We start from the raw sequence: 26581 nt of genomic DNA, 5'->3' as shown, positions 1-26581 counted from the left end.
GCTAAAAGAACACCGGTTCGCGGTACGCACCCCAGACCGTCTCGAGGGCGTGCCGGATTTCGTACAGCGTGCAATAGACCCGCGCGCAATCAAGCATCGCGGGGATGACGTTCACTTCGTCCTTCGCGGCCTGGGTCAACTCGGCCAATCGGCGGGCGACGAGCGTCTCGTCGCGCGCGCCGCGCATCTGCTGCATCCGCTGGCGCTGCAGCACTTCGGCACTCGCATCGATCTTGAGGATCTCGATCGGCGACTCCTCATCTTCCACAAACGCATTCAGGCCGACGATGGTCTGCCGTCCCGTCTCGACCTCGGACTGGAAGCGCGACGCCGAGCGCGCAATCTCCCGCTGGAACCACCCGGCGTTGATCGCCGCCACCGTCCCGCCCATCTCCGCCACCTGCGCGAAGATCCGTTCCGCCTCGGCTTCGAGCTGGTCCGTCAGTGCCTCCACCAGGTACGAGCCGCCCAACGGATCGGCGCTGTGGGCCACACCCGTCTCATACGCGAGAATCTGTTGCGTGCGCAGCGCCACGCGCACCGCCTGCTCCGTCGGCAGCGCGAGGGTTTCGTCCAGTGCGTTGGTGTGCAGCGACTGGGTGCCGCCGAGGACCGCCGCGAGCGCCTGGTAGGCGACGCGCGCCACGTTGTTGAGCGGCTGCTGCGCCGTCAGCGAGACGCCGGCAGTCTGGCAGTGGAAGCGCATCTTGAGCGACCGGTCGTCCTTGGCGCCGTAGCGCTCGCGGAGGTGCCGGGCCCAGATCCGACGCGCCGCGCGCATCTTCGCAATCTCTTCGAAGAAGTCGTTGTGCACGTCCCAGAAGAAGGAGAGGCGCGGGGCGAACTGGTCGACATCGAGGCCGCGCTGCATTCCGCGTTCGACGTAGGTGAAGCCGTTGAGCAGCGTGAACGCCAGCTCCTGGGCAGCGGTCGACCCCGCCTCGCGGATGTGGTAGCCGGAGATCGAGATCGAATTCCACTTCGGGGTGTGCGCGCTGGTCCACTCGAAGAGGTCGACGATGAGCTTCAGCGACGGTTCGACCGGATAGACCCAGGCGTGCTGCGCCACGAACTCCTTGAGGATGTCGTTCTGGATGGTGCCCTGCAGCTTTGCGATCGGCACCCCCTGCTTCTCGGCCGCCGCCACGAAGAAGCAGAAGAGGATCGCCGCCGGCCCGTTGATCGTCATCGAGACCGAGACCTGGTCGAGCGGAATGCCCTCGAACAGCGTCTCCATGTCGGCCAGCGACGAGATCGCCACGCCGCACTTGCCGACTTCGCCCTCGGAACGGGGGTGGTCTGAGTCGTAGCCCATGAGCGTCGGGAAGTCGAACGCCACCGACAGGCCGGTCTGACCGCGTGCGAGGAGGAAGTGGTAGCGGCGGTTGGTGTCTTCGGCCGTGCCGAAGCCGGCAAACTGCCGCATGGTCCAGAGGCGGCCGCGATACATCGTGGGGTGGATGCCGCGGGTGTAGGGATACTCCCCCGGGAGTGGCTCGCTGCCGTTCGCGTCGAGCGGTGTGTACACCGGTTCGACCGCCACGCCCGACAAGGTCTCGAAGGTCGCATCGTCGCGGACCGGAAGTCGTGCGACGCTCGCCTTCCAGGCGGCGACCTCGGCGCGCAATCGCGCCAGTTCTGCCTCCTGAACCGCGAGGCGCTCGAGCAGTCCGCTGTCGGACATCACGGTCGTCATACGCGCGCTCCTTCTCGCAACGCAGCCACGATCTCGGCCGCCAGTTCATAAGGGCTCATCGCGCCTGCCCCGATCTCGTCCAATCGCGCCGCGATCGCTTCCTCGGCGTGAGACTCCTGCCATACCCACCGTCGCGCGGCGCGGTCCACCACTTCTCGCGTCCGCTGCGCGAGTCGATCCCGCCGTCGACTCGCCAATCCGCCGCTTTCCGTCAGCCACTGCCAGTGGCGCTCGAGCGCATCCACCAATTCGGGAATGCCCTCACCCTGCGCGGCGATCGTCAACAGCACGGGAGGGCGCCAGCCCGAGTCATCCTCGGGGATCACGGGTCCCTTGGGCCCCCGCAGGGCGCCGTGGTGTGCCGGGATGTTGCGGAGCGTCTTCCCCGCCCGGAGATCGAGGGCCATCTCGACCTCACGCTGCAGTTTTGGTGCCCCGGGACGATCGCTCTTGTTGATCACGAAGAGGTCGGCGGCTTCCATCACGCCGGACTTGAGGGCCTGAATGCCGTCGCCCGATTCAGGGACCAACGCGAGTAGCGACGTGTCCGCCATCCGGGTGACGTCCAGTTCCGACTGGCCGACACCCACGGTCTCGACGAGGATCCGGTCGAAGCCCGCCGCGTCGAGGACATCGCAGACCTCGCGTGTCGAGGTGGCCAGGCCGCCCAGGGAGCCGCGGGTGGCCATCGACCGAATGAAGACGCCTGGGTCCAGCGCGACCGACTCCATCCGGATCCGGTCGCCCAGGAGCGCGCCACCCGTGAATGGCGAGGTCGGATCGACGGCAACCACCGCCACCCGCAGCCCTTGGGCGCGGTAGGCCTGCGTGAGTCGCTCGGTCAGCGTGGATTTGCCGGCGCCCGGGGGCCCGGTGAGGCCGATCCGACGGGCATGGCCAAGGTGGGGATGCAGCGTGGAGAGGAGATCTTCGAAGCCGGTCCGGGCGTTTTCCACGACCGAGACGGCACGGGCGACACCCGCCACCTTGCCGTCGAGCACCTGCGCCGCCAGCGTCGTCTCACTCATGCCTGAAAGCTAGCACCGGGCCGGGAGTTCGGGCACCTCGGCGGGAGCATCTGCGGCCCCCGTTTCAGAGCAGAATCGCGGTCGCCAGCCCCAGCAGGAGGCCGAAACCACAGACGTCCGTGAAGGTGGTCACGAAGATCGACGAGGCGATGGCGGGATCGATCCCGGCCCGCTCCAGCATGACCGGAATGAACGACCCCGCGAATCCGGCGACGAAGAGGTTGCCGGTCATGGCGAGGAAGACCACGAGGCCGAGCTTCCATTCGCCGCCGAGGAGCACGGCGAGACCGGCGATCACCAGCCCGATCGCCGCGCCATTAATGACCCCGACGACCATCTCCTTGGTGACGATCGCCCGAAAGCGCGTCCCCGCCCCGCTCCCGAGCGAGAGGCGGCGCACCGACACCGCGAGCGCCTGCGTGCCGGCATTGCCCCCCATCCCGGCGACGATCGGCATCCAGATCGCCAGGAAAGGGAGCTTGTCGATGGAGCCCAGGAAGAACTTGACCACCGCCGCTGCCAGGAAGGCGGTCAGCAGGTTGACGTAGAGCCACGGCAGCCGGCTCTGCACCGCTGACGACCAGCCACCACCGAGTTCTTCGTCCGGCGAGACACCGCCGAAACGCAGAAGGTCTTCCGTCGCCTCCGCCTCGGCCACGTCGATGACGTCGTCGTAGGTGATGCGTCCGAGGAGTCGACCCGCCTCGTCGACCACGGGAATCGACGGGAGGTTGTAGCGGCCCATGATGCGGGCCACCTCTTCCTGGTCGACATCGGTCGAGACCTGCGCCACGGCCGGCTCCATCCCGTCACGCACGAGGCGCGATGGGGTCGAGAGCACCAGCTGCTTGAACGAGAGGACACCCACCAGCCGCCGAGCGCCATCCACGACGTAGACTTCCATCACGTCGTCCATGTCATGCGCCTGGCGACGCACCGCTTCGAGGGCCAGACCAACGGTGTCGAGGTCGGTGACGGTCACGACCGACGTCGTCATGATGCCGCCGGCGGTCTCGTCGTCATAGCGGAGGAGTCGGTCGACGCCGGAGCGATCCTCGACCTCGGCGAGAATCCGCTCCTGCTCTTCCGGTTCCATCTCGCCGAGCAGGTCGGCGGCATCGTCGTCCTCGAGCTCCTCGACGATCTCGGCGGCCTGCTCCGGATCAAGCGCCGCGACGATCTCTTCCGCGTGTTCATCGGCCGGCATCTCGACCAGCGCCTGAGACGACAACTCCGCCGGCAGGATGCGCACGAGGGCGAGCCGTTCGTCCTCGTCCAGCGACGAGAGGACGTCAGCGAGGTCGGCCGGTTCGAGTGTCCACGCCTGCGCGAGGAACGCACCCTCCCGTCCTTCACGGGCGAGGGCGACCAGTTCCGCCAATCGGGAATCAGTCATCGAGCTCACGTCGGCTCCCGGTCGAGGGACACTGGTTGCGTTCCGCCGCGGCGCACCAACAATCGCTCCACCCGCGTGGGCGACGCCTGCAGCACTTCCACTTCAAGGCCAACGACCGCAAATCGTTCCCCGGCCACCGGTATCCGCCCTGCCAACTCGCCGAGCAGGCCCCCGATCGATGCCGCCTCGCCCCCTGGCAGGAGCACGCTGAAGTGTTCCTCGATGAGGCGCGGGGGCTCCGAGCCATCGAGTTCCAGCAACGACCCCGGGGCACGGTGGGACGGCGTGGAGCCATCATCCTCATCGGAAATCTCGCCGACCAGTCCTTCGAGCAGGTCCTCGAGTGTCACGATACCTGCGGTGCCGCCGAACTCGTCGAGCACGACGGCAAAGTGGCGACGCTCGCGCTGCATGTCGAGGAGCAAGTCACCGGCGAGGCGCGACTCGGGGGCCAGTGCGACGGGCCGCACCGGGACCGGGTCGTCGGGACCGAGCTTGAAGAGGTCGAAGGCGTGGACAATCCCGACGATCTCATCGAGCGTGCCGCGCATCACCGGCAACCTGGTGTAGCCGCTGTCGGCGAAGATGCGCATCACCTCGTCGTGACTGGCATCGTGCTCGACCGCCACGACTTCGGTGCGCGGCGTCATCACGACGCGCACCGGGCGTTGGGCGAACGACATGACGCCGCCGACCATCACCAGCTCGTCGTCGGCGAGCCCGCTGGCGGCGCCCTCGCGAGCCAGGGCGCGGACGTTCTCGGCGGGGTCGGTCAGTCGCGCCGGCATCACGATGCCGAGCAGCCTGCTCCACGCCGCCAGCACCGGGCGCAACGACTCCACGACCGACTCCGCCCGCGGCACCGTCAGCCAGCGCGGCAGCAGGTAGCCCCCGACCAACGTGGCGGGGACGACGAGCGTGAGAACGGCCAGCGCGAATTGCGTCGGCGTGAGCTGACGCAGCAGCCCCGGGATCGTGACCCCGATCAGCGCGATGCCAAGGGAAGTTGCCGCCGTCGCCGCCGCCACCTGGCGCTCGGTCTCAGCCAGCCAAGCGAGCGAGTCATCGCCGCCCCGGAGCCGTCGTGCGATCGCTTCGGCCAGGGCTGCGCGCGCGGTGGTGACCAGTGCGGTGGCACCGGCCGATCCGGCGACCGCGAGAAGGAGCCCGAGGGCGAGGAGGAGGAAGCTCACGACGCCTCCGCCTCATCATCGTCCGGCTCGGCGACCGGCGGGGTCACGCCAACGCGACGCACCCGGCGGCGCGTGATCACCTCGACGGCGATCTGCCAACCGTCGACGGTGACCACCTCGCCAGCACGCGGCACTCTGCCGAATTCGGCGAGCACCAGCCCACCGACGGTGGCCACGTCGTCGCGCGCAAAGTCATGCTCGATCTCGGCCTCCAGGTCGGCGAGGGCGACGCCACCCTGCACCGTCAGGTGGCCGTCGGGGTGGCGCTGCACCGGCTGCACCTCGTCGGTATCGTGCTCATCGCGGATTTCGCCGACAATCTGCTCAAGGATGTCCTCGAGGGTCACGAGGCCGGCAGTACCACCGAACTCGTCGACGACCACGGCCAGGTGTCCGGGGCCGCGCTGGAAGTCCCGCAACTGTCGATCGAGCCGCTTCGCCTCGGGCACGAAGGCCGCCGGACGGATCAGCTCCTGCCAGGCGCCTCGCGGGGCGATGACAGGACGAAGCCGGGGCAGGATGTCCTTGGCGTAGATCACGCCGACCACGGCGTCGGGATGGTCATCAAACACCAGCAATCGCGCATGCTCGCTGCGACGAAGCGTATTGACGACCGCCGCTTCCGTCTCGGCGACGTCGACGGCAATGATGTCGAGGCGCGGTGTCATGACTTCGGACACCGTCATCTCCGCCAGCGAGAAGACACCCTCGGCCATCTCCTGCGGGGTGATTCGATCCGGGGCGGTCCCCACGGCACGGGCCTGCTCCGCCGTCGCGCGATCGAGTGCCAGCGCAAGCCAGAGCAATGGCCGAACGATCGGCGTGGTGGCGAGCACGAGGCGCCGCGCAGGCGCCACGAGATCAGGCGCCACGACACTGAGGAGGCGTGGCACCAGGTCGCCGATGGACCAGACGACGAGGGTCGCGAGCACGACACGCAGGACGCCCATCATCGCAGCATCCTCCCACCACGACGTGCCGACCGCCGCGAGGACGCCCGCCAGCGTGAGCCCGGCCAGATGCATGACGTGGAGCACGCGCTCCGGTGGCAGATCACCACCCGATGGTTCGCGAGCGAGCGCCCGTGCGCCGAGCTCCCCCTCATCCTCGCCGGCCAGTGCGATCACCGCGACCGCGAAGAGTACGATCGCCGTGACTCCCCAAAGCGTTCCCTGCAGCAGCGGAATCACGTCGTGACCTGGCGGACGTATCGCTCCTGGCTGGCCCACATCGCCGAGTGCTCGCGCCCCTCGCCCTCGGGATGATCCTGCCCCAGGACATGGAGCGTGCCGTGGACCACGAGGCGCAACACCTCCTCGCGAACCGAGAGGCCACGACGCCGCGCCTCCCGGGCCGCCACGGCCCGACAGAGATAGATGTCCCCGGCGAGCGAGCCATCGGGTTGCGGCAGCGCGAACGAAATCACGTCCGTCGGGCGATCGTGGTGCTTGTAGTCACGATTGAGGCGACGCATCCGCCGCAGCCCCAGGAAGGTGACCGCGACAAATGCCTCGCGACCTTCCCCCGTGAGGACTGTCGTGACCGCCCGACGCACCGCCGTGGGCGGGAAGCCGCCAGCGGCTCCGCTCACGATCACGGTGGTCGGTGAGTGCCCAGCCATCAGCCCGCCTGATCCTCCGCGTACGCGCGGACGATGTCGCGAACGAGGCGGTGACGAACCACGTCTTCCTCGCCGAAGTAGTGGAAGCCGATCCCCTCGATCCCCGGCAGGATCCGCTCGCACTGCACCAGCCCCGAATCTTCGCGGCGCGGCAAGTCGATCTGGGTCTTGTCGCCCGTGATCACTGCCTTGCTGTTCACGCCGAGACGGGTGAGGAACATCTTCATCTGGGCACCGGTGGCGTTCTGTGCCTCGTCGAGAATGATGAAGGCATCGGCCAGGGTGCGGCCGCGCATGTAGGCGAGTGGCGCGATCTCGATCACTCGCGTCTCCATGGCGCGCGCCACCTTCTCGGGCGGCATCATGTCCTCGAGTGCATCATAGAGCGGCCGCAGGTACGGATCGACCTTCTGCTGCAGGTCGCCGGGGAGAAAGCCCAGCGATTCCCCCGCCTCGACCGCCGGACGGGCCAGGATGATCCGGCGCACCTGCTTGCGTGCCAGCGCCTCGACCGCCTTCGCCACGGCGAGGTAGGTCTTGCCTGTCCCGGCGGGCCCGATGCCGATGACGATGTCGTGCGCGTGAATGACTTCGAGATACGTCCGCTGGCCGGGCGTCTTCGGCACGATCGCGCGGCGCATCCCCGGCAGCACGACCTTGCGGATGTCGCTCGGCGAGGCAATCTCGGGCACGCCACCATTGGTTGCGAGGCGGAAGACATCCTCGGGCGCCACGCTTTCGCCGGCCCGGGCGAGGTCCACCAACCCCTGCACCACCGGCGTGGCGCGGGTGATCTGGTCCACCGTCCCCATCAGCGTGATTGCATCGCCACGCTGCGACACCCGGACACCGAGCGCCCGCTGCAGCTCGGCGAAGTTGGCGTCATTGACACCGGCGAGCAGCAGCGGGTCGGCGCCTTCGGCCGAGAGGGTGTGGCGGATGTCGTCGGCGCTCACGAACGCTCCTCGGGGAGGGTGGCGAGGTGCAGGGCTGCGAGGTCTCGCGTGGCAATCGGCGTCGGTGCCCCTTCGAACATCGCCCGCGCGTTGGCGGTCTTCGGAAACGCGATCACGTCACGCAACGACGGAGCACCGGCGAGCAGCATCGCAATCCGGTCGAAGCCCAGGGCAAAGCCACCATGCGGTGGTGCACCGGAGGCGAGGGCATCGAGCAGGAATCCGAACCGTCGACGCTGCTCGTCCGCCGGAATCCCGAGGAAGCGGAAGACCGTCGCCTGCAGCGCTGGGTCCGTGATGCGGATCGAGCCGCTGCCGAGTTCATTGCCGTTGTAGACGGCGTCATAGTGCACGGCTCGGCAACGCGACGGGTCGGTTTCGACGTACGCGAGATCGTCCGGATGGGGGGACGTAAAGGGGTGGTGCGTGAACACCCATTCGCCGGTGGCGTGGTCCTGCTCGAACAGCGGGAAGTCCACCACCCAGGTAAAGGCGTGCGCCATCTTCGGTTCGACACCGGGCCGCTTGGTGAGTGCGCTCCGCACGTTGTGCAGCGCCGGCGAGGTGACGCCGTCACGCCCGACCACCGCCAGCAACAGATCACCCACCGCGGCCGGCAGCGCATCAAGGCAGGTCGTGCCGAAGGCCTTCACTCCCTGCCCTTCCCAGCCCGTCTCGGTCCGCTTGGCCCAGAGCAACCCGCCCGCACCGGCCGCTTTCGCGGCGTCAGCCATCGCGTCGATCTCCTTGCGGCTGGCGCTCGCGGCCCCAGCGGCATGGATACCACGGAGGCGGCCACCAGCAGCGATCGCGTCGTGCACGAACGACGCGGCATCGGCACCAACATGCGCCGTGATATCGACGATCTCGAATCCGTACCGAAGGTCCGGCTTGTCGATCCCGAAGCGTTCCATCGCCTCGCGATACGTCAGCCGCCCGAACGGAATCGTCACCGGCTGCCCGGCCTCGGCCCAGAGATCGTGGAGCACCGCCTCGATCACCGGGAGGATGTCCTCCTGCGTGACGAACGAGGCCTCGAGGTCGATCTGGGTGAACTCGAGCTGGCGGTCGGCGCGGAGGTCCTCGTCGCGGAAGCAGCGCGCGATCTGGAAGTAGCGGTCGAAGCCGGCCACCATCAGCAACTGCTTGTAGATCTGCGGCGACTGCGGCAGCGCGTAGAACTCCCCAGGATAGATCCGGCTCGGCACCAGGAAGTCGCGCGCCCCTTCCGGCGTCGGCTTGGTGAGGATCGGCGTCTCGATCTCAAGAAAACCGAGCCCGCTCATGGTCTGTCGGGCGCGCTGAAGCAGGCGATGGCGCATGATGATGTTGGCCTGCAGCTCCGGGCGGCGCAGGTCGAGCACGCGGTGCTGCATGCGCAGCTCCTCGGAGGCGAGTTCCTCGCCCTCACGCCGAGCCACCGGGATCGCCGGCGTGACCGCCGGGCCGACCACACGGAGCCCACTCACCTGCACCTCGACATCGGTCGAGCCGGTCGCCCCGTCCCGCGCGGCGTCGCGTCGTGCCGCCACGGTTCCCTCGACCAGCACGACCGTCTCGGCCCCCAATCCGGCCGCGAGCGCGAGCACCTCCGGCGGCGTCCAGGTGGGGTCGCAGGAGAGCTGGACCAGTCCGTCGATGTCACGGAGGTCGAGGAAGACGATGCCGCCGAGGTCGCGACGACGATGGATCCAGCCGCCGAGGCGGACGACGGTCCCGACATCGGCGCGGGTCAGGCCGCCGGCGCGATGAGTGCGGAGGGAGGTGGTGAGCATCCTCGCAAACTAACGCCGCCCACAGGGGCACGAAAGCGAGGTGACCACCCCGTGACTCGCCGCAAGTGGCGCAACGGCTTAGCTTTCCGCCCCATGACGACTGAGCCGAGCCTGCTGGATCTCCCCCCCGACGCCGCGGCCGGACGGCTGCGCGGCTGGGTGGCCGCTGAAGGGCTGCCGACCTACCGCGCCGCCCAGATCCACCGCCGGCTCTGGGTCGATCCCGTCGCGACCTGGGCCGAGGCGACGGAACTCCCCAAGGCGCTCCGGGAGCGGCTGACGACGGCGTTCCCCCTGCCGAGGCTGGTGGCCGAGGTGGTGCAGCAGTCGCAGGACGGCACGCGGAAGTACCTCTGGACGCTGCCCGATGGCGAGAAGATCGAATCGGTGCTCATCCCGAGCGCCGGGCGGCGGACCCTCTGCATCTCCTCGCAGGCAGGGTGTGCCTTGGGCTGCACCTTCTGCGCGACCGGGACGATGGGGCTGCGCCGCAACCTCAAGACCTGGGAGATTGCCGGACAAGTCCGCGAGATCGTCCTGGCGAACGTTGCGGAGAAGCCGACCAATATCGTCTTCATGGGAATGGGTGAGCCGCTGGTGAACTGGCCGGCTGTCGACGCCACGTTGACGATCCTCAACTCGCCGGACGGCTTCGGCATCGGGGCGCGGCACATCACCGTCTCCACCGTGGGGATCGTGCCCGGGATGAAGGCGCTCGCCGCACGGCCCGAGCAGTTCCGGCTGGCGATCTCGATGCACTCGCCGCGCGGCACCGACCGGATCGGCATCATGCCGGTCGAGAAGAAGTATCCGCTGAAGGAGGTCCTCGAGGTCGCGGAGACCTTCCACAAGCGGATCACCTTCGAGTACGTGCTGATCGCCGACGTCAACGATCGTGACGACGATGCCGCCGTCCTCGCGAAGCACGCACGAAAGCTCGGCGCCCACGTGAACCTGCTGCCGCTGCACCCCGGCGGCGCACCGGGCCTGGTGCCGACGGCGCCGGCCCGCATCCGCGAGTTCCGCGACTTCCTGGTCGACAACGGCATCGAGGCGGTGGTGCGTCGGTCGCGCGGGCTCGACATCGACGCGGCGTGCGGGCAGTTGCGCGTGCAAATGGAAAAGCGGAAGCGGGTGGACGAGCGTGTCGCGGCCGAGTGAGCTGATCCTCGCCGTGGCGGTGGGCAGCGCCGCGGGCGGCGTTGCCCGCTTCCTGCTCACCGATGCCGTCCAGCTCCGCACCGGCACCAGCTTCCCGCTCTCGGCACCCTCGTCGTCAACGTCCTCGGCTGCTTCCTCCTCGGCGTCATCACCCAGCTCGTCATGCAGAGCGGCGATGCTTCGCCCCGACTGCGCGCCCTCCTGACCACCGGTCTCTGCGGCGGCTTCACGACGTTCTCGGCGTTCTCACTGGAGACGGTGCGGATGCTTGAGGATGGGAACGTCGGCGGCGCGGTCGGCAATGTCGGCCTGAGCGTCGCGCTCGGCCTCGCGGCGCTCTGGCTTGGGATGGTGGTGGGGCGGCTGGTCAGTCCCGCGGCCTGACCGCCTTCCGCTCCTTGATCCACTTCGCCACGTCGCCGATCATCTCCTCGCTCACGTGCCCACCCTTCGCATACTCTGACGGGTTCGGCGGCCCCTCGCCGGCGAAGAAGAGGTGGTTCAGCGCGGCGTAGCGCTTGACCGTCATCTCCTTCCGCGGCCCCACCACCTTCAACCAGTCGTCGAGCCCCGCCGGCGTGACCTGATAGTCCCGCATCCCCTGCAGCACGAGCACCGGTCCGGTGACCTGGTGCATCACGACCGCCGGGTCGTATGCGTTCATGTCGAGGTAGTAGGAGGCCGGTGCACCGAGGAGGTTCTGCGTCTTGGCCGAGTCGGCCGGCGTGACGCGCCGGATGGCGTTGAGGAACGGCTGGTATTGCGCCAACTGCGCGCGCAGCGCCGTCGTGTCCGCACCCCCCAGTGAGATCATGTACTCGATCTGGCGCGGCATCGCATCCTGCAGCTTCTCGCGCGTGGCGCCCGCCATGATGATCACGCCGGCGACCTGGCCATCGGCCAGCGCGATTCGCGGCGCGAGCATCCCGCCGAGGGAGTGGCCGATGAAGAACGAGCGGGTCGGATCGAGCTCCGGTTGCTGCCTCGCCACTTGCAGTGCGGAGACGGCGTCGTCGATCGTCTCGTCCTTCACGGTGAAGGCACGACCGAAATACCAGAACGGCTTCACCTTGGCGCGCTTGTCGTAGCGCAGGACCGCCACGCCACGACTGGCCAGCCCCCACGCGATGTCGCGATACGGCTTCACCTGATCGGCGCCGGCGCCGAACGTGAGGTCGCGGTCACCAGCCCCCGAGCCATGCACCAGAACCACCACCGGGAACGGCCCCTTCCCCGCCGGCAGCGTCAGGGTGCCCGGAAGCGGCACGGGCCCGGGGACGGTGAGCTCCCGCTCGGTGACGCCGCCCGGAGGGGACGGCGCCTGCGCCGCCGCATTGACCACGATCACTCCGATCAGTGCGATCACCAGCTTCATCCCGCGCCACGCCATCTGCATCGACCGCCTCGTCCGTTGAAATGCCTGCGGGTGATATGCGCGTCAGGCCACGCGATTCGGAACTGGTTGCCCGGCAAAGAACGCATCCAGATTCGCCACAACCATCGCCCCCATCGCCTCGCGCGTCTCACGCGTCGCCGATCCCTGGTGCGGCAGGAGCATCACCTGTTCGAGTGACAGGTAGCGCCGATCGAGGTTCGGCTCACCGCGGTAGACATCGAGACCGGCGCCCGCGAGGTGCCCCGCCATCAGCGACGCGATCAGTGCATCGTCGTCCACCAGATCGCCGCGCGCGGTGTTGATCAGGAACGACCCGGGCTTCATGAGTGCGAGCCTCGGCGCGTTGATCAGGTTCCGCGTCTCCGGCGTGCTCGGCGCGTGCAGCGACACGACATCGGCGCGCGCCAGCAGTTCCTCGAGGGTTGCCACGGGCTCGATGCCATCGGCCGCGAGAGCTGCGGCATCCTTTGGCGTGCGCGAATAGCCCAGCACCGGCATCTGGAAACCGAAGTGCGCCCGGCGAGCCACGGCGCGCCCGATCCGCCCGAGGCCGATGATGCCGAGCGTGCGCCCCGTCACCTTGGCGCTCAGCAGGTGGGTGGGCCGCACGCCGGTCCAGCGACCGCCGCGCAGTTCACGCGCTCGCCCTCCCCGGTGCGTCGCAGCGTGCCGAGGATCAACGCCATCGCGATATCGGCGGTGAATCGGTGAGGACGTCGGGGGTGTTGGTGATCACGATCCCATGTGCCGCCGCAGCGGCGAGGTCATGGTTGTCGGTGCCGACCGCATAGTTGCAGATGATCTTCGCACGGCGCGGTGAGGTGGCGAGGACGTCCGCCCCGAATCGATCCGCACCCGTGCAGATGATGGCGTCGGCATCGCCGAGGGCGGCCTGCAACTCCTCCGGCACCATCGCGTGATCATCGCGCGAGAGCACGGCGTCGAAGCGCTCCACGAGCGTCGCCTCGGTGGCGGGTGGCAGACGACGTGTGGCGATGACCCGCGGACGGACGGAACCAGGCATGGCGCGACCAGGTGAAGGACCGGGGTAATATTGACGGGAACGCCTCAGGAGTCACCGTGGCCCACCCCAGCACCACCCCCGCCGACCTCCTCCGCGCCTGCTTCGATGACGCGGTGCGTGCCGTACAGCCGGAGGCGGTGATGGCGTCGCTCCCCATCGCGCCCGGACCGGGCTCGGCGTGGATCATCGCGGTCGGCAAGGCCGCCGAGGGAATGGCCGGCGCACTCCAGCGCGCCCTCGAAGCGGCAGGCCGCGAGGTCGGCGGCGGTCTGGTGATCGGCGCTTCCGAGGCCAGCGAGGTGCGAGCGCCACTTCGGCATCTGGTCGGTGACCATCCGTTGCCCGCAGACCGCTCCGCCGCAGCCGCCACTGCGCTGGGCGAGCTCGTGGCGCAGCTACCCGGCCACGCCGAAGTCCACGTCGCCCTCTCCGGCGGGGCCACCTCCCTCATGGCGGCGCCCCGTGATGCCATGTCCACCGACGAGCTCAGCTCGGCGTTCGCGGCGCTGCATCGCGCTGGCCTTCCGATCGAGGCGATGAACGCTGAGCGGCGGCGTCTGGTTCGGTGGGGTGATGGCCGACTCGCCGAGGCGCTCGCCCCGCGCCCGACGTACGTCTGGCTGATCTCCGACGTCATCGGCGACGATCCCGCGACGATTGGCTCGGGGCCCTGCGTGACTGTGCCGATGCTCCGGACCGTGCAGCACACCGTGCTCGCATCGAACAGGATTGCGGTGCAGGCCGCAGCGCACGCGGCTGGCCGGCGCGGCTGCGTGCAACGGATCGCCACCGCGCCGCTCACGGGAGAGGCACGCGACGCGGGTCGGATGGTGGCCGTCGAGGCGATGCGGGCGGCGCGTGAGTGGCAGCAGCAGAATCAGGCACTGCGCGAGGACGGTCACGGCGACTCCATCCGACCGCTCGTGCTGGTGTGGGGTGGCGAGACAACGGTCACGCGGCAGGATGACCGCGGGCTTGGGGGGCGCGCGCAGGAATTGGCGCTCGCCGCGGCGGAGATGCTCGACGTCTCGCCGCTTGCGGTCACGCTCCTTGCGGCGGGGACCGATGGGCGCGACGGACCGACGGACGCGGCGGGGGCCATCGTGGACCAGGGGAGCTGGGCTCGTCTCGCCGAGATGGGCGACCCGCGCGCGGCGCTCGATGGGCATGACGCGCATCGGCTCCTTGATGGACTCGGCGCGCTGGTGCGCACCGGCCCGACCGGCACGAACGTGATGGATCTGGTGTTGGTGGTGGTCGGCTGGGAGGACGCCCGCCCGGAGGGACTAGGTCGCCAGGGTGCGGATCAGTCGACCATGTGCGACGGCCACGTCCGGCGCCCGCTGCACGAATTCATGGTATCGCTGCTGGAAATCGCTGCCGTTCTCGTCGGGGTGCAACAACGTCGCGGCCTCGGCGAGAATCGCCGTGGTGCGCGACTCGCCCTCCGGGGTGTCATCCACCAGCGCCTCGTCCATCGCCGCGATGAGCGCGGTCAGTGGCCGGAGCCAGGTGAACCACGGATCCTCGATCGCCAGATGCAGCAGCTCGACATTGCCGACCGTCCGGCCGTTCATCCGTTCCCACGCGAGTCGCTCGGTCTCGAGCAACGCCCGATGGAGGGACAGCACCGCATCCCGCACGGCGACCAACGTCGGCCCTTTCATGGTTTCCTCCGTTTCACGACATCACTCCCCAACACCATCGTCAGATCGACCAGCGGCGTCGACGACGGTTCGTCGCGGACCATCGCCTTCGGGTAGGCCGCCAGCACGCGACCCACCCCGGTCGAGTCGCCGCGCCGAATCAGCACCATGGTCACACCGGCCTCGCGTTGCGCTGCAGTGGCGTTCCCCGTGCCGACCACGTCGAGCCCGACACGCCGCAGCCGTGCCATCCCCACCCGCGCCAGGCCGTCGACCCCGCTCGCATTCAGCACCTCGACCGTGACCCGCCGCGGGAGCGGGGGCAACCCGACCAAGGCGCTGTCCACGTCGACGCCCTTCGGGGCAGCGGGCCCACCACGGCTGAGCGCGAAGACCACGACGGCCACCACAAGCGCGCCTCCGCCGATCCACCAGGCGCGCGGCGGCACGCTCAGCATCCGCAGATCACCCGCCGAAACTCGGCGCTCTCGGGCGGATGACTCCATCCCTGGCTGTCGGCGTATGCGAAGCGTGCGACCACCACCTGGCGGAGCACTTCGTCCGGAGCCTCCGGGAAGCGCTCGGCAAGCGCCGCGCGCCCTTCCTGATCGAACGACCGGCCGGGCTCGAGGAAATCCGCGCAGTAGAGTGCCCGACCCGTCCGCCCCCAGCCGACCCAGCCGACCGAATGCCAGCGCACGGCACTGAGCACGTCGGCATTTGCCTCGCCCTCGAGCTCGGCCCGCGCCGCCGCGGCCGGCCCGTGGCGCAATTCCACCGGTCCTTCCACGGTCGGTGCCCACCGGCGCATCTCGGCCTCGGGCGCATCACGGAGGGCGTCGTGCAGCCATCCGGCCCGGAGCCACCGCGCGGACTCGTCGGGGGCCAGCTTCATCGCCACGGTCCAGTGACGGAGGAGTGCGACGACGCGACCGATATGCTCGCGCCGACGAGGCGAGACGACGGCCCAGGGCGGGAGTCCGTCCTGGGCCGTGACGAGAAGCGAGGCCGGCGGATGCGTCACGCGGCTGGCTCGACCCGCCGATTCTGTCCGTCCACGAATACGACGGCGGGAATGAAGGCGGCCAACTCGTGGTCCTCGACGTCGCCATACGCGATCAGGATCACCAGGTCACCCACCATGCCGAGGCGCGCCGCGGCACCATTCAACTGGACCACCCCGCTGCCGGCCGGCCCGGGGATCACATACGTCGTGAACCGCTGGGCGTTGTTCACGTTCACCACCTGGATCTCTTCGTATTCCACCAGATTCGCCGCGGCCATCAACTCCGTGTCCAGCGTCAACGACCCCTCGTAGTGGAGGTCGGCGGCCGTGATGGTGGCGCGGTGAACCTTGGACTTCATCAAGCGTCGGCGCACGTCAGACGTCCTCGTCCCCAAGGATCACATTGTCGATCAATCGCGTGCGCCCCACGCGGGCGGCCAGCGCAATGATCGTTCCGGCATCGACGGTCGACACCGGGGCGAGCCGTCGTGGCTCGACGACGGCAATATAGTCCGTGGTGATCTCGGGCTCCTCCTCCAGCACCGTCCGCACCACGCGCTCCAGCGCGGCCGCGGTGGTCTCCCCCTGCTCGAAGGCCGCTTCGGCCGCCCGGAGGGCGCGCGACAACGCCAAGGCACGCAGCCGCTCGGCGGGCGTCAGATAGACGTTGCGGGAGCTCCGGGCCAGTCCGTCGGCTTCGCGCACCGTCGGCGAGATGTGGAGTCGCACCGGAATGTCGAGCTCCTGGATCATCCGACGAATCAGGGTGACTTGCTGGATGTCCTTCTGCCCGAAGCACACGACGTCCGGCTGCACGATGTTGAAGAGCTTGGCCACCACCGTGAGCACGCCATCGAAGTGCCCGGGGCGGAACTCGCCCTCCCAGCGCGCGGCGGTCTCGCCGGCCACGATCCGGAGCTCGTCGCCGCTGCCGTACATCTCGCCGACGTCCGGCGTGAAGAGGATATCGACGCGACGCGCTTCGGCCAGCGCCTGATCGTGCGCCAGATCGCGTGGGTAGTTGTCGAAGTCTTCCCCGGGCTGGAACTGGCGCGGGTTCACGAAGATCGACATCACCACCACGTCGGCCTGGCCGCGTGCGGCGTCAACCAACGCCAGGTGGCCTTCATGGAGGAAGCCCATGGTCGGCACCAGCGCAATGCGTCGCCCCGCCTGCCGGTGCGCGGCGAGGGCGGCACGGAGGCCCGCAATGGTGGCGTGCTGTTCGAGGGTAGTCATTCGAAGGAATGCTCATCGTCAGGGTAGCGACGTGCCCGCACGTCGTCGCCGAACTGCCGGATCGCGGACTCCACGGTCTCGGCCAGGTTGGCATAGCGGCGCAGGAACTTCGGCTGGAACCCTGCATTCAATCCGAGCACGTCCTGGAGCACCAGCACCTGCCCGTCGCAGCCCACGCCGGCGCCGATGCCGATGGTCGGGATGCGCAGCGTGGCGGAGATTTCGGTGGCGAGGTCCCGCGGCACCAGCTCGAGGACAATGGCGCTCGCTCCGGCGGATTCGAGGGCCAGCGCATCCGTGCGCATCTGTTCGGCGGCCGACAGTCCGCGGCCCTGCACGCGGTGGCCACCGAGGGCGTGGACACTCTGCGGCGTGAGCCCGAGGTGGCCCACCACCGGAATTCCCCTGGCGACGAGCGCCTCGACCGTGGGGGCCATCACCTCGCCCCCCTCAAGCTTGACGGCGTGGCAGTCGGTCTCCGCCATGACGCGCCCGGCGTTCCGGATGGCGTCCTCGATCGACACCTGATAGGTCAGGAACGGCATGTCGACGACGATCGGCGTCCGCTGGGTGCCGCGCCGCACGCTGGCCGCGTGGTAGATCATCTGGTCGAGCGTCGCACTGAGCGTTGATCGCCGCCCGGCAAGCACTTCGTTCACCGAATCACCGACCAGCAGGATGTCCACGCCCGCCCCCTCGAGCAGGCGGGCAAAGAGCGCGTCGTAACACGTGAGCATCACGATCGGCACACCATCACGCTTGCGGAGGGCCAGATCGGGCATGGTCAAGGGACGGTCAGCCATGGGACTCCAAGGTCGCGACCTCGCGCGCCCAGAAGAGGCGATCGCGAAGTCCGGGATGCGGCAACACCAGCGTCGGCGTGTCGCAAAGCAGCTCATCATACCGTACCACATCGAGGTCCAGCGTGCGCGAGGCCCACGCTTCGCTTCGCGTGCGTCCCGCCTGCTCCTCGATCCGATGACAGGCGGCCAGCAGCGCCCTGGGCGGCAGCCGGGTCTCGAGGAGCACCATCTGGTTCAAGTACGCCGGCTGCGCGAGTCCGCCGAGCGGCGCCGTTTCTTCCGGTGCGGTCTCGGCCCGCAAGGTCGTGTCCGGCAAGTCCGCCAGTTCGCGTCGTCCCAGGGCCAGCATCGCCGCGCGGTCGCCCAGGTTGCTGCCGAGGGCCACGAACGCGCGGACCACCGGCATCAGGCGCCGTCCAACGCGGCCCGGAGGCCGCCGAGGAAGCGATCCGCCCCCGCGACACCCTCCCGCCCGAGGACCTCCACCAGCGCGCTGCCGACCACGACGCCGTCCGCCAGCCCTCCCACGGCGCGGGCCTGCGCGGGCGTCGAGATACCGAAGCCAACGGCGATCGGCAACGCCGTGGCGGCTCGTACCGACGCCACCGAGGCGGCCAACCCGTCCGCGAGATCACGCGAGGCGCCGGTGACGCCGAGTCGGGCGATGAGGTAGACGAATCCCTGCCCACCTCCGACGGCGGTCGCGATCCGCGAGGTCGACGAGGTCGGTGCGACGAGGCGAATCAGGTCGAGCGGAGACTGCTGCACGGTGGACTCGAGTGCGGCATCCGCGCCGGCCGGGAGATCGGTGAGCAACAGCCCGGAGACGCCGGCGCTGGCCGCGTCGCGCACAAGGCGTTCGACGCCGTATTGCAGCACCGGATTGAGATAGGAGAAGAGGACCACCGGCGCGCGCAGCGAGGCGCGGGCGATCAGGTCCAGCGTCTTCGGAAGGGTCATCCCGTTCTCGAGCGCGCGAAACGTCGAGGCCTGGATCGTCGGGCCGTCGGCGAGCGGATCGGAGAACGGCACGCCGACTTCGATGACGTCGGCGTGCGCATCCGCCGACTGAAGCGCCGCCAGCGAATCGTCGAGGGTCGGAAAGCCGGCGGTCAGGTACGGAACCAGCCCGGTCCGACCCTCGCGGCGCAGGTCGGCCCAGGTGCGATCAAGTGCGGAATCAGACAAAGAAATCACCGACGACGAGCCCATAGCGGTCCGGGGAAGTCACTTTCATGATGCTGCGAGAATAGGTCCCGTCGGGACCCGCAACGGAGAGGTCGACCAGCTGTCCCGGTGCCGGCACCAGTCCGCCGGCCGAATCGATGGCGATGCGGACCAGGGGACGGTTCAGCTGTTCGGGGTCGGGGCCGATGCCCGCGACGATCGCGACCTCGTAGGTGTCGAGGATCACGCAACTGCCGACGGGATAAATCCCCAGCATGTTGATCAGCGCCTTGACGAGCGTCAGGTCGTAGCCGCGATTGGCGTTGAGCCACATCTCGCGGAGCACGGCCTCCGGCTCCCACGGCTCGGTCTGGTAGGAGCGTCGGGTCGTCGCGGCGTCGTAGCCGTCGGCGACGGCGACCAGCCGCGAGAAGAGCCCCAGCCGACGAGGGCGGATCGGTCGGGGATAGCCGCTGAGATCCACCTTCATGTGGTGCTCGTGTGCGGCCAGAATCGCCCGGTAGGGGAGCTCTTCGCCCTCGCGCATCTTGAACAGCGTCAGCGTGCCGAGCCAGGGGTGGGCCTGCATCTGGCGCCACTCCTGGTCATCGAGGGCCGAGTCCTTGTTCACGATCTGGATGTCGAGCCGCGACTTCCCGATGTCGTGCAACAGGGCCGCGAGGCCAAGGTCGTACAGTTGTCGCCGGTCCAGCCCAAGTCGCTTGCCCAGCGCGACCGAGAAGATGCAGACGTTGACGCAGTGGGTGAAGGTGTACTCGTCGTAGTCGCGCAACGTGGTGAGTCCGGCGATCGAGAGCTCGTTCTCGAGCACCTGGTCGACGATCAACTGGATCGCGCGCTTGAGCCGTCGCACGCTCGGCGTGCGCCCCATGCGCACGCCCGACACCACGTCACGCGCGACCGCCACGCCATGCGCGTAGGTCCGCTTGGCCCGTTCGAGCGCCTCGTCGGCCTGCGGCCCCTCCTCCCCGTCGCCGCCACCGGTCTCGACCATCAGGCAGGTGATGTCGGCCTGCTGCATGCGCTGGCGGAGCTGGTCCATCCGCTCCAGCGGCTCGTCGGCCGTGGGGAGGGAGCCGAGAATCGAGAGCCACGCCTGCCACTCGCGCCGGGTCACGCCGTCCTCGACGCGGAGGACGCCGATCCCGCAACTGTGCATCAGGCTGACGAAGCCGCTGAACGCGGCGAAGTTGTCGAGCCCGAGCCGGAGCCGTGTCTGATTGACGAAGATGACGTCGCCACTCAGCCGAACGTCGATCGCTCCCTCGAGCCGGAGCAGGCTCTCGCCGGTGGCCAACAGGTCGTCGAGCGCCCGCTGCACCGCGACATTCTCGACGGGATAGAGCTTGAGGGCGCGCCCGGCGCCGTGGATCGCGACGAGGAGGGCGCGGCCGGATGCGCGCAGCTGCGCATCATCGCGTGGGGCGTCGGTCATGCGAGCCAATCCCGGAGCACGGCGTTGGCCGCGCTGCGCACGATCGCTTCCTTGTCGGCCGTGAACTGGTCGACGACGAGCCGCGCTTCGAAGGTGCGGATCTTGGCGAGCGCGAAGATGGCGCAGGCCCGCACGTCGGGCAGTTCCTTGCGTCGCAGCAGGCCGCGCGGGGCGAGCAGCTCACGCAGCCGGGTGATCGCGGCCGGACCGGCCAGCTGCCCATACGCCTCGAACAGGGCGCGCCGCTCGCTCCGTTCCCAGTCCTGATCCTTGCCGGCGAAGAGGAGCGCCTCGAGCTTCGCCAGCGTGCCCCCCGAGCCGCCGCGCGCGAGCAGGATCGTCAGCGCGGTTTGACGGACCGTCCGCTCTTCGTCGGTCAGTGCCGACTCGATGGCCGTGATCGCCGAGGGCGTGGCGAAACCGCCGAGCGCATTCAGCGCGGCGACGCGCACCCCGATGGTGCCGTCCACCAGACGGGCTGCGACCGACGGCACCAGCGCACTCAGACCGAGTCGGGCGACCAGGTCGATGGCCGGCTCCACGGCGTCGCTGCTGCCGGCGTCAAGCACTTCCTGCAGTGCCTGCGGCCGGCTGCGCGCCAGCTGTTCGACACTCGGGAGGAGCGCACGGCGGATCTCCGGCGCGATGCTCCGGCCGAGGTGCACCAGCACGATCGGGAGCGCGCCAGGCTTGAGTTCCCGCAACACCTCGCCGATCTCGTCCTCGGCCGGCCGGGTCGCGGGATCCTCGAGCGTGCGGAAGAGCTGTTCGAGAATGTCGGGCTGTGAGAGCCGTTCCTCGAAGGAAAGGATGGCATCGTGCAGCGACTGTTCCAGGCCGGCCGCCCGCACCGCGATGACGCGCAATTCCCTGAGGATGCGGGCGACGGCACGAAAGCCACCCACCGCCAGTTGGGACGGCAAGACGTCCTCGAGCAGCGCGACCACCTCGCGCCGCACGGCAGGCTCGCGTTGTCCCTCGAGGACGTCCAGCAGCGCATCGATCGCGGCGGTGCGAATGTCGCGACGATACTCCTCCTCGAGCTCGCTCTGCATCAGGCGCAGCTCGGCCTCGTCGAGAAAGAACGGTGCCGCGTCCAGATCGGCCGGCGCCACCGCGCCGCCCGGATCCTGCTCCACCTTTTCGCGGACGGCCCCGGGATCCTGCGCGGCGTCCGCTGCGCCGCCTGATTGCAGGAACTCGACGCCGTCGCTGAGCGCCTCGACGAAGGTGTAGGCGATCAGCACGAACTGCTGCTCCCAGAGCAGCGTGAGGAGATCGTCGCTCGCATCCTTCGGCAACAGCCGGGCGCGATTCATCACCGCGAGAAAGCGGGTGATCTCCTCCGACTCGACCCCGGGCAGCAGGACCAACCGGCGCAACCCGTCCTGATGCAACTGGGCCGCGAACCCCTCCGTGCGCGACGCACCGTAGTGCAGCGGTGCGCCCTCCCACTGCAGCTCGCCGTCCTGCAGATCCAGCACCAGCCGCCCCGTCACGCCCCACACCGGCCCGAACGCCTCGGCGACTTGCTCCACCGATCGCTGGTAGACGGGATTGTTGGGGAGATACATCTGCAGCGCCCGCTGGCCCTTCGCGAGCGCGCGCAGCAACTCCTCGACCACCCGCACATCGGTGGGCGCCGGCGGGTCGAGCAGGGGCGATGTCACCGGCGCGCCTCGAGCATGGCCGCCACATGCGCCACGTCCTTGTCGCCGCGCCCGCTGAGGCAGAGCAGGACGAGATCGTCGGCCTGCCACTGGCCGCGCTGGCCCTGAATCCAGGCGATCGCGTGCGCCGTCTCGAGCGCCGGGATGATCCCTTCCATGCGCGTGAAGGACTGGAAGGCGGCCAGGGCCTCGTCGTCGCCAATGGCATGGTACGCGACGCGCCCCGTGTCCCGCAGGTGGCTGTGCTCGGGACCGACGCCCGGATAATCGAGTCCCGCCGAGACCGAGTGGGCCGGCGAGACCTGGCCGTCTGCGTCCTGCAGCAGATACGACAGCGTGCCGTGCAGGACCCCGGGGCGACCCGCGGAGAGCGTCGCGCTATGATGGCCACTGGCAATGCCCTCGCCCGCGGCCTCGACGCCGACGAGCGCGACGTCGGCGTCATCGAGGAAGCCGGCGAACATCCCCATCGCATTCGACCCGCCGCCAACACAGGCCACCACCGTGCTCGGGAGGCGACCAAGCTTCGCGCGCACCTGCGCGCGCGATTCCCGCCCGATGACGGACTGGAAGTCGCGCACCATCCGCGGGAACGGATCGGGGCCGACGACGGAGCCGATGATGTAGTGCGTGGTGGGGACGTTGGTCACCCAGTCGCGGAGCGCCTCGTTGGTCGCATCCTTGAGGGTGCGCGTCCCGGAGGTCACCGGCACGACCGTCGCGCCAAGCAACTGCATCCGGTAGACGTTGAGGTTCTGTCGCGCGACATCCTCCTCGCCCATGTACACCACACACTCGAGTCCGAAGCGCGCGCAAATCGTGGCCGTCGCGACGCCGTGCTGCCCTGCCCCGGTCTCCGCGATGATGCGCCGCTTTCCCATCCGCCGCGCCAGCAACGCCTGGCCGATGGTGTTGTTGATCTTGTGCGCGCCGGTGTGGTTGAGGTCCTCGCGCTTCAGCAGCACGCGCACGCCGGAGGCCTCGCTGAAACGCGGCGCCTCCGTCAAGCGTGACGGCCGGCCGACGATCTCCTCCAGCAACGCCTGATACTCCGCCCAGAATGACGGATCATCGCGCACGCCGTCGTACAGGGCAGTCAGGTCGTCGAGCGCGGCAACCAGCGTCTCGGGGACATAGCGTCCGCCGTACGGGCCGAAGCGACCGGCGACCGAGGATTCAGGCGGCAGGGTGAGCGTCACGCGCAATCTCCAGAAAGCGAATCAACCGCGCGGGATCCTTGATCCCGGGCGCCCCTTCAACCCCGGAACTTACATCCACGAGGTCAGGACCGACGAGCCGGATCGCGGCGGCGAGGGTCTCCGGGGTCAGGCCACCGGCCAGTCCGACGCGAATCATCGGTGGCAACTGCTGGCGAGCCTCCCGGGCAGCGGGAAGTGCGATCGCCACCCCGCGCCCTCCGGCGGCCAGGGGCTCCCCGGCGAGGCGCGGTTCCAGCAGGACCAGATCGGCCTCCTCCGAGAGCGTCACCAGCATGGCTGGCCCATCGGCCGGGACCCGCGCGACGCGCCAGACTTCGAGTCCTTCCGCGCGCAGTCGCCTCGCGACCTCGACGGAGGAGGGCCCGTGCAGCTGCGCTCCGGCCAGGCGCGCCGCACCGGCGATGGCCAGGATCTCCTCGACCGAATGGGCACCGAAGACCCCGAGCACCGGGACCCCGCCTGCCGCCGCGACGATCTCCCGAGCCTGCGCCGGGGTGCGCTCCCGCGGTCCGCCAGCGAAGATCACCCCCAGACGACTCGCGCCATGCGACGCGGCCAGCGCCGCGTCCGCCGCACGGGTCAGCCCGCAGATCTTGGCCTCAACGGCCACGGCGTGCGATCCCCGCCATGCTGCGTGCCGCCGCTTCCGGTGTGCCGTGCGCGGCCAGCGCGCCCCCGATCAGCACCGCGTCGGCGCCGGCGTCCGCAGCCGTCTCGACATCCGCCGGCGAGGCCATGCCACTCTCGGCCACGGCGATCAGCGTCGACGGGACCTCCGTCAGCAGCCGCCATGCCGCATCGCGGTCGATGGAGAAATCATCCAGGTCGCGGGCGTTCACGCCGATCACCTCCGCGCCGGCATCGATGGCACGCCGGATCTCCACCGCCGTATGCGTCTCCACCAGAACACCGAGCCCCAGATCATCGGCCGCACGGTGAAGGGATCGGAGGGTGGCATCGTCCAGGACACGCACGATCAGGAGCACAGCAGACGCCCCGGAAGCGCGGGCTTCGAGCAATTGGCAGCGATCGAGGATGAAATCCTTCCGGAGCGCTGGAACCACGACCGCCCGGGTGACCTCCTCGAGGTCGGCTAACGAGCCGCCAAAGAACGGCCCGTCGGTCAGGACGGAGATGGCCGCCGCCCCGCCCGCCGCATACGCCTGGGCGAGCGTGGTCGGGTCGAGACCGGTGTTGATAGCCCCCGCCGACGGTGAGCGGCGCTTCACTTCGGCGATCAGGGCGACGGTCGGCCGGCGCAGGGCGTGGACGAAGGAAGGGGGCGTCGGGGCGAAGGCCGCGGCGTGCTCAAGCTCCGCCTGGCGGGCCTGCAGGGCCGGGAGGGTCGCACGGGTGCTCGCGATGATGGTATCGAGGACTGGCATCTTGCCGTTCGGGGTCCCTTCGGGTATGGTTGGTTCGGTTTCTCTTCGCCATGTACAGCTCCGAGGCCCCGATGACGCTCTCACCGCTGACGCCGAAGCAACGCAAGATGCTCGACTTCCTCTCCGAGGCCATTGCCCAGCAGGGCTATGCCCCGTCGTTCGAGGAGATCGCCGAGAAATTCAACTATCAATCGCTGGCGACCGTCCACGAGCACCTGACCACCTTGCAGCGGAAAGGCTACATCCGCCGCAACTACAACGAGAGCCGGGCCATCGAAGTGCTGCCGCCGCGAGGCAGCACCGGGGCCACCGACATCCCGTTGCTCGGTGCCGTCGCCGCCGGCTATCCGATCGAGTCGATGATGAGCGGCGAGGTCGTGCAGGTCCCCGACGCCATGCTCCCGCGCCGCGGCCCGAACTACGCGCTGCGCGTCCGCGGCGAATCAATGATCGACGAACAGATCTGCGATGGTGACCTCGTCGTCGTCAATGGCCGCGATTCCGCCGACAACGGCGAGATGGTGATCGCCCTCGTGAATGGCAACGAGGCCACCGTCAAGCGCTTCTACCGCGAACCGGGCGGTTGGATCCGACTGCAGCCCGCGAATACCGCGATGCGCCCGCTCCGGTACCAGGAAGACGACGTCCTGATTCAGGGCATCGTCGTCGGCGTGATCCGAAAGTTCTAGCGCGTCGCGGCCTGCAGCGCCGCGAGCCGCTCCGCACCGCGGCGCTCGCGCAATGCGCTCCGGGCCGCGTCCACCGCGGCTTCCAGCGTGGTCACCACCCCACTCACATAGATCGCCGCCGCCGCGTTGAGCACGACGGCCGACTCGACCGCCGCCGCGGCGCGCCCCCCTCGAGCATCCCGCGGATCACCGCAGCGTTCTCCTCCGGCGAGCCGCCGGCCAGCCCGTCGAGCGTCGGCGCGGCGAGCCCGAAGCGCGCCGGGTCGAGCCGCCACTCCGTCACCGCTCCGCCCCGCACCTCCCACACGGACGTCTCGCCCATCGGTGCAATTTCGTCCATGCCGATGTCGGCGTGGACCACCAGCGCGTGAGTCGAGCCGAGTCGGGCGAGCGCGCCCGCCATCCGCGGCGCGCGGTCGATGTCGGCGACCCCCACCACCTGTCGACCGGCGAGCGCAGGATTCGCGAGCGGGCCCACGAGGTTCATCACGGTGGGGACGCCGAGCTCGCGTCGTACCGGGGCGACGTGGCGCATCGCCGGGTGATAGCTCGGGGCGTAGAGGAAGACGATCCCGGTGGCCGCAAGGACCTCGGCCGCCCGCTCCGGGGTCAATTCGATGCCGACCCCGAGCGCCTCCAGGACGTCTGCCGAGCCGGACTTCGAGGTGAAGGAGCGGTTGCCATGCTTCGCCACGGGGACCCCAGCCCCGGCGGCCACGAACGCCGCCGCGGTCGAGAGGTTCAGCGTGGTGACTTTCCCGCCGCCCGTGCCGCAGGTGTCGACCAAGGCGTCCGGGGTCGGGTGGTCGACGCGGCGCATGGCATCGCGCAGCGCCCGGACCGCGCCGGCGATCTCCTCGGCGCTTTCCCCCCTGGTCCGCAGGGCCAGCAGGAGGGCCCCGAGCGAGGCCGGCCCGGCAGCCCCCGCCATGATCTCGCCGAAGGCACGCGCGGCCTCCTCCTCACTCAGGCCATGGCCGGCGGCAAGGAGGCCGAGGGCATGGCGAACAGCCGGGGCCGGAACGGAAGCGGGAGTGGTCATCGTGGCAGGCCA

At 69.3% G+C, this 26581-nt stretch carries 26 protein-coding genes and 2 pseudogenes; 4 read left to right on the top strand and 24 right to left on the bottom strand.

Annotated elements, in window-relative coordinates:
• Window position 1 precedes the first annotated feature (1 nt).
• From IPG05_09010 to aspS, 8 genes are all read right to left on the bottom strand, one after another.
• Window positions 2–1684 carry a methylmalonyl-CoA mutase gene (locus tag IPG05_09010; protein MBK6495227.1) on the bottom strand — a complete coding sequence of 561 codons (1683 nt, stop codon included), beginning with the start codon at window positions 1682–1684 and terminating at the stop codon, window positions 2–4.
• A gap of 8 nt (window positions 1685–1692) precedes the next feature.
• Complete coding sequence (gene meaB / locus IPG05_09005) at window positions 1693–2724, bottom strand: methylmalonyl Co-A mutase-associated GTPase MeaB (GenBank protein MBK6495226.1); 1032 nt, start codon at window positions 2722–2724, stop codon at window positions 1693–1695.
• Between the two features lie 64 nt (window positions 2725–2788).
• Complete coding sequence (mgtE, locus tag IPG05_09000) at window positions 2789–4120, bottom strand: magnesium transporter (protein MBK6495225.1); 1332 nt, start codon at window positions 4118–4120, stop codon at window positions 2789–2791.
• 5 nt (window positions 4121–4125) lie between these two features.
• Window positions 4126–5313 carry an HlyC/CorC family transporter gene (locus tag IPG05_08995; GenBank protein MBK6495224.1) on the bottom strand — a complete coding sequence of 396 codons (1188 nt, stop codon included), beginning with the start codon at window positions 5311–5313 and terminating at the stop codon, window positions 4126–4128.
• The gene (locus IPG05_08990; protein MBK6495223.1) at window positions 5310–6503 is read right to left on the bottom strand and encodes an HlyC/CorC family transporter; all 1194 of its coding nucleotides are present in this window, start codon (window positions 6501–6503) and stop codon (window positions 5310–5312) included. The genes IPG05_08995 and IPG05_08990 overlap by 4 nt, the downstream gene beginning before the upstream one ends.
• Window positions 6500–6934 carry an rRNA maturation RNase YbeY gene (ybeY, locus tag IPG05_08985; protein ID MBK6495222.1) on the bottom strand — a complete coding sequence of 145 codons (435 nt, stop codon included), beginning with the start codon at window positions 6932–6934 and terminating at the stop codon, window positions 6500–6502. Before ybeY ends, IPG05_08990 begins: the two co-directional genes overlap by 4 nt.
• Window positions 6934–7746: a PhoH family protein gene (locus IPG05_08980; protein ID MBK6495221.1), complete on the bottom strand. Its 813-nt coding sequence runs from the start codon at window positions 7744–7746 to the stop codon at window positions 6934–6936. Before IPG05_08980 ends, ybeY begins: the two co-directional genes overlap by 1 nt.
• 140 nt (window positions 7747–7886) lie before the next feature.
• Window positions 7887–9665: an aspartate--tRNA ligase gene (aspS, locus tag IPG05_08975; GenBank protein MBK6495220.1), complete on the bottom strand. Its 1779-nt coding sequence runs from the start codon at window positions 9663–9665 to the stop codon at window positions 7887–7889.
• Window positions 9666–9758: 93 nt separating this feature from the next.
• Between aspS and rlmN the strand changes: the two genes are divergently transcribed.
• Window positions 9759–10826, top strand: a complete 1068-nt coding sequence (gene rlmN / locus IPG05_08970; protein ID MBK6495219.1) for a 23S rRNA (adenine(2503)-C(2))-methyltransferase RlmN — start codon at window positions 9759–9761, stop codon at window positions 10824–10826.
• Window positions 10827–10922: 96 nt separating this feature from the next.
• Window positions 10923–11210 (top strand): annotated as a pseudogene (locus IPG05_08965) (CrcB family protein).
• Here IPG05_08965 and IPG05_08960 read toward each other — a convergent pair.
• A complete protein-coding gene (locus IPG05_08960; GenBank protein MBK6495218.1) occupies window positions 11194–12222 on the bottom strand; it encodes an alpha/beta fold hydrolase in 1029 nt (342 codons plus the stop codon). The pseudogene IPG05_08965 and the gene IPG05_08960 overlap by 17 nt on opposite strands.
• Before the next feature lie 42 nt (window positions 12223–12264).
• A pseudogene (locus IPG05_08955) lies at window positions 12265–13246 on the bottom strand (D-glycerate dehydrogenase).
• A 56-nt stretch (window positions 13247–13302) separates the two neighbouring features.
• On the opposite strand from IPG05_08955, the gene IPG05_08950 reads away from it, so the two are divergent.
• On the top strand, window positions 13303–15009 hold the full coding sequence (locus IPG05_08950; protein ID MBK6495217.1) for a DUF4147 domain-containing protein: 1707 nt from the start codon (window positions 13303–13305) through the stop codon (window positions 15007–15009).
• On the opposite strand, the gene IPG05_08945 is transcribed toward IPG05_08950, so the two are convergent.
• Genes IPG05_08945 through trpC form a run of 12 tightly spaced genes read right to left on the bottom strand, consistent with a single transcriptional unit; the run spans window position 14910 to window position 24838 of the window.
• Window positions 14910–15341 (bottom strand): LytR C-terminal domain-containing protein, encoded by a 432-nt coding sequence (locus IPG05_08945; protein MBK6495216.1) that lies wholly within the window; start codon window positions 15339–15341, stop codon window positions 14910–14912. The genes IPG05_08950 and IPG05_08945 overlap by 100 nt on opposite strands.
• A 2-nt stretch (window positions 15342–15343) precedes the next feature.
• Entirely contained in the window at window positions 15344–15916 is a 573-nt protein-coding gene (locus tag IPG05_08940; protein MBK6495215.1) for a hypothetical protein, read from the bottom strand.
• Window positions 15913–16272 (bottom strand): aspartate 1-decarboxylase, encoded by a 360-nt coding sequence (locus IPG05_08935; GenBank protein ID MBK6495214.1) that lies wholly within the window; start codon window positions 16270–16272, stop codon window positions 15913–15915. Before IPG05_08935 ends, IPG05_08940 begins: the two co-directional genes overlap by 4 nt.
• A 1-nt stretch (window position 16273) precedes the next feature.
• Entirely contained in the window at window positions 16274–17137 is an 864-nt protein-coding gene (locus IPG05_08930) for a pantoate--beta-alanine ligase (protein MBK6495213.1), read from the bottom strand.
• Window positions 17134–17940: a 3-methyl-2-oxobutanoate hydroxymethyltransferase gene (gene panB, locus IPG05_08925; protein ID MBK6495212.1), complete on the bottom strand. Its 807-nt coding sequence runs from the start codon at window positions 17938–17940 to the stop codon at window positions 17134–17136. The genes IPG05_08930 and panB overlap by 4 nt, the downstream gene beginning before the upstream one ends.
• Window positions 17933–18346, bottom strand: a complete 414-nt coding sequence (gene folK, locus IPG05_08920) for a 2-amino-4-hydroxy-6-hydroxymethyldihydropteridine diphosphokinase (GenBank protein ID MBK6495211.1) — start codon at window positions 18344–18346, stop codon at window positions 17933–17935. Before folK ends, panB begins: the two co-directional genes overlap by 8 nt.
• A complete protein-coding gene (locus tag IPG05_08915) occupies window positions 18346–19128 on the bottom strand; it encodes a tryptophan synthase subunit alpha (protein MBK6495210.1) in 783 nt (260 codons plus the stop codon). Before IPG05_08915 ends, folK begins: the two co-directional genes overlap by 1 nt.
• Window positions 19121–20563, bottom strand: a complete 1443-nt coding sequence (locus IPG05_08910) for an HD domain-containing protein (protein MBK6495209.1) — start codon at window positions 20561–20563, stop codon at window positions 19121–19123. The genes IPG05_08915 and IPG05_08910 overlap by 8 nt, the downstream gene beginning before the upstream one ends.
• A complete protein-coding gene (locus tag IPG05_08905; GenBank protein ID MBK6495208.1) occupies window positions 20560–22233 on the bottom strand; it encodes a HEAT repeat domain-containing protein in 1674 nt (557 codons plus the stop codon). Before IPG05_08905 ends, IPG05_08910 begins: the two co-directional genes overlap by 4 nt.
• Window positions 22230–23438: a tryptophan synthase subunit beta gene (trpB, locus tag IPG05_08900; protein ID MBK6495207.1), complete on the bottom strand. Its 1209-nt coding sequence runs from the start codon at window positions 23436–23438 to the stop codon at window positions 22230–22232. Before trpB ends, IPG05_08905 begins: the two co-directional genes overlap by 4 nt.
• The gene (locus IPG05_08895; GenBank protein ID MBK6495206.1) at window positions 23410–24063 is read right to left on the bottom strand and encodes a phosphoribosylanthranilate isomerase; all 654 of its coding nucleotides are present in this window, start codon (window positions 24061–24063) and stop codon (window positions 23410–23412) included. The genes trpB and IPG05_08895 overlap by 29 nt, the downstream gene beginning before the upstream one ends.
• Window positions 24053–24838 carry an indole-3-glycerol phosphate synthase TrpC gene (gene trpC, locus IPG05_08890; GenBank protein ID MBK6495205.1) on the bottom strand — a complete coding sequence of 262 codons (786 nt, stop codon included), beginning with the start codon at window positions 24836–24838 and terminating at the stop codon, window positions 24053–24055. Before trpC ends, IPG05_08895 begins: the two co-directional genes overlap by 11 nt.
• A 71-nt stretch (window positions 24839–24909) precedes the next feature.
• Here trpC and lexA point away from each other — a divergent pair, with 71 nt between their 5' ends.
• Window positions 24910–25527: a transcriptional repressor LexA gene (gene lexA, locus IPG05_08885; GenBank protein ID MBK6495204.1), complete on the top strand. Its 618-nt coding sequence runs from the start codon at window positions 24910–24912 to the stop codon at window positions 25525–25527.
• Here lexA and IPG05_08880 read toward each other — a convergent pair.
• Together IPG05_08880 and trpD are read right to left on the bottom strand one after the other, a co-directional pair.
• Window positions 25524–25661, bottom strand: a complete 138-nt coding sequence (locus IPG05_08880; GenBank protein MBK6495203.1) for a hypothetical protein — start codon at window positions 25659–25661, stop codon at window positions 25524–25526. The two genes, lexA and IPG05_08880, sit on opposite strands and share 4 nt — an antisense overlap.
• Window positions 25631–26569: an anthranilate phosphoribosyltransferase gene (gene trpD / locus IPG05_08875; protein MBK6495202.1), complete on the bottom strand. Its 939-nt coding sequence runs from the start codon at window positions 26567–26569 to the stop codon at window positions 25631–25633. The genes IPG05_08880 and trpD overlap by 31 nt, the downstream gene beginning before the upstream one ends.
• Window positions 26570–26581: the final 12 nt, after the last annotated feature.

The organism is Gemmatimonadota bacterium, from assembly GCA_016704275.1.
Lineage (GTDB): Bacteria > Gemmatimonadota > Gemmatimonadetes > Gemmatimonadales > GWC2-71-9 > Palsa-1233.
The sequence above is the reverse complement of the archived record's forward strand: the minus strand, read 5'-3'. Positions and strand labels throughout refer to the sequence as shown.